Source organism: Streptomyces jumonjinensis (genome assembly GCF_009600885.1).
Taxonomy (GTDB): domain Bacteria; phylum Actinomycetota; class Actinomycetes; order Streptomycetales; family Streptomycetaceae; genus Streptomyces; species Streptomyces jumonjinensis.
The window spans coordinates 1-2,648 of the sequence record NZ_VCLA01000150.1 but is presented as its reverse complement, the minus strand read 5'-3'; the positions used below and the strand labels follow the sequence as shown (position 1 = coordinate 2,648).

General features: G+C 71.8%; 4 protein-coding genes. 3 read left to right on the top strand and 1 reads right to left on the bottom strand.

The genetic code is table 11. From position 1 onward, the window contains the following. On the bottom strand, positions 1-669 hold a 669-nt coding region (locus tag FF041_RS18725; protein WP_228388372.1), incomplete at its 3' end, for a sensor domain-containing protein. Between the two features lie 207 nt (positions 670-876). On the opposite strand from FF041_RS18725, the gene FF041_RS18720 reads away from it, so the two are divergent. From FF041_RS18720 to FF041_RS18710, 3 genes are all read left to right on the top strand, one after another. Continuing rightward, positions 877-1,275: an NADH-quinone oxidoreductase subunit A gene (locus tag FF041_RS18720; protein ID WP_323372402.1), complete on the top strand. Its 399-nt coding sequence runs from the start codon at positions 877-879 to the stop codon at positions 1,273-1,275. Further along, entirely contained in the window at positions 1,266-1,970 is a 705-nt protein-coding gene (locus FF041_RS18715) for an NADH-quinone oxidoreductase subunit B (protein WP_153523884.1), read from the top strand. The genes FF041_RS18720 and FF041_RS18715 overlap by 10 nt, the downstream gene beginning before the upstream one ends. Continuing rightward, the coding region (locus tag FF041_RS18710) for an NADH-quinone oxidoreductase subunit C (RefSeq protein WP_323392108.1) at positions 1,967-2,648 on the top strand (682 nt) is incomplete at its 3' end. The genes FF041_RS18715 and FF041_RS18710, both read left to right, overlap by 4 nt.

The following is a 2,648-nucleotide window of genomic DNA, read 5'->3' as shown; positions in this document are numbered from 1 at the left end:
GTCGGCGGCGGCGGTGTCGATCACCACACCCCGGTCCGACTCCAGCTCGGCGATGCGCCGCTCCAGCTCGTCCGAGGGCGAGAGCAGTCCGCGCACCATCGCCCGGTCGGCGTTCGCCAGCCCGCGCGCGATGAAGGGGAGCACGGGCCACAGCACGAACAGGCTCACCAGCACGATGGCGAAGGTCAGCAGACCCCAGGGCAGCCGGATGAAGGAGTACAGCACCGTCCGCCAGGCGACCGGGTCCTTCAGGCTCCGCCACAGCCGGGGGAAGCCGCCGTCCAGCCGGCCGCCCGCTCCGCCCCGGCCGCCCGCTCCGTTCCGGCCGCCGTCCGGCCCGCTCCGCCGCGGACCGTGCAGCGGGCTCGGCTCATCGATCCGTACGCCGAGCAGCGCACGGGCCCGGCCCCGTTCCGACCGTCCGATCAGCCGGGCCCCGGCCAGCCCGAGCGAGAGCGCGGGCAGACCGATCACCGTCACCGACAGCAGAGCGCCTACGCTGACTGTGAACGCCACGTAAACAAAACCGATCAGTGCTGTCGGCAGATTGATCAGAAGATGACTGATCTCTTTCCAGGTGTGGCGGTCGAAGGCAAAGCCCACGGGCGGCGGCCGGCCGTCGTCAAAGGCCCCTGGGGCGGACTCGGGGGCGGTTCTGCTCGCACTCATGCGAACCAGCCTGCCTGGCCCGGGCCCGCGCGCGCCATGGGGTGCCTCGGAGGACGTGAGTGGGGATAACCCCACCCGATGCCCGACGCGACCGCTTACCGTGGCTTTAGCAGGGCCTAGACTCCCGTGGGTACAGAACACAGATCGTCGAGCGGACCTTCCTTGGGCCCCGCGGGGTCTGCAGAGGTCAGGGAGCGAGGGGCGGACGTGCCGGAACCGACCGTGGCCGTGCTCGCGGCGGACTACTACGCCAGCTATTCGGTCGTCGGACTGCTCGCGCTGATCGGCGTGCTGTTCGTGGCGGTGGCCTTCGGGGCCGGGCGGCTGCTGCGGCCCGTCGTGCCCACACCGGAGAAGCTGCTCACCTATGAATGCGGAGTGGATCCGGTCGGCGAGGGGTGGGCGCACACCCAGGTCCGCTATTACGTCTATGCGTTTCTGTATGTGATCTTCGCCGTCGACTCGATCTTCCTCTTCCCCTGGGCCACGGTCTTCGCGGCCCCCGGATACGGTGCGACGACCCTGGTGGAGATGTTCATCTTCCTCGGCTTCCTGGCCGTGGGACTGCTCTACGCATGGAAGAAGGGCGTCCTCGCATGGACGTGACCCCGACCTCCGCTCCGGGCGACGGCCCCGCTTCGGGTACCGGTCCCGCTCCGGGTACTACCGGCCCGGCTTCGGGTACCGGTCCCGCTCCGGGCCAGACCCCGGGGCCGGTGGCGCTGCCCGAGCCCAAGCGGCTGGGCATCCTCTCCCGGCTGGCCCCCGAGCCGATGAAGGTGGTCCTCAACTGGGGACGCCGCTACAGCCTCTGGGTCTTCAACTTCGGGCTCGCCTGCTGCGCCATCGAGTTCATCGCCGCCTCGATGGCACGCCATGACTTCATCCGGCTCGGGGTGATCCCGTTCGCGCCCGGACCGCGCCAGGCGGATCTGATGATCGTCTCGGGCACGGTGACCGACAAGATGGCCCCGGCGGTCAAGCGGCTGTACGAGCAGATGCCCGAGCCCAAGTACGTCATCTCCTTCGGCGCCTGCTCCAACTGCGGCGGCCCCTACTGGGACTCGTACTCCGTGACCAAGGGCGTCGACCAGATCATCCCGGTCGACGTCTATGTGCCCGGCTGCCCGCCGCGTCCCGAGGCGCTGCTCCAGGGGATCCTGAAGCTCCAGGAGAAGATCGCCCGCGAGTCGCTCGCCGAGCGGTACGGGACGGGGGACGGCGCTTCCGCGGCCGAGCTGCGCAGCGGTCTGATCACCCCGCCCCCGCCGCCGGCGGCTGCTGCCGGAGGTGCGGAGTGAACGCCTACGACCGGCTGCCGGACGCCGTCGCCGAGATCTTCGGCGCGGACGCCACCGCGGAACTCGCCTACGACCTCCTCACCGTCGACGTGCCCGCCGACTCCTGGCTCACCGCCCTGGAGACGGCCCGGTCCGAGCTGGGCTGCACCTACTTCGACTGGCTGAGCGCGGTCGACGAGCCGGGCGCGGGCTTCCGGGTCTGCGCGCACGTCGTCTCGCTGGAGGGCGGCCGGGTCCGGCGGCTGCTGCTGCGCACCACGGTGCCGCACGAGGCTCCCGAGCTCCCCACCGCCGTCGGCGTCTACGCGGGCGCGGACTGGCACGAGCGGGAGACCCACGAAATGTTCGGCGTCGCCTTCACCGGTCATCCGCATCTCGTTCCGCTGCTGCTTCCCGAGGGCTTCGAGGGGCATCCGCTGCGGAAGGACTTCGTGCTGGCCGCCCGGGTCGCGAAGGCATGGCCCGGGGCGAAGGAGCCGGGGGAGTCCGAGCACGGCGGGCCCAAGCGCCGCCAGATGCTGCCGCCGGGCGTCCCGGACCCCAACGAGTGGGGCCCGCTCAAGGGCCAGCTCCCGCCCGCCCCGGCCCGCCCGGCCCGCACTCCGCGAGCGGCGGGGGCGGCACGAGCGGCGGGGGCGGCCGGCGCTGGTGCCGGTGCCGGTGCCGCCGCGGAGCGCC

Coding starts and splice junctions, on each gene's coding strand:
- FF041_RS18715 (WP_153523884.1), top strand. CDS start 1,266: ATGGACGTGACCCCGACCTCCGCTCCGGGCGACGGCCCCGCTTCGGGT.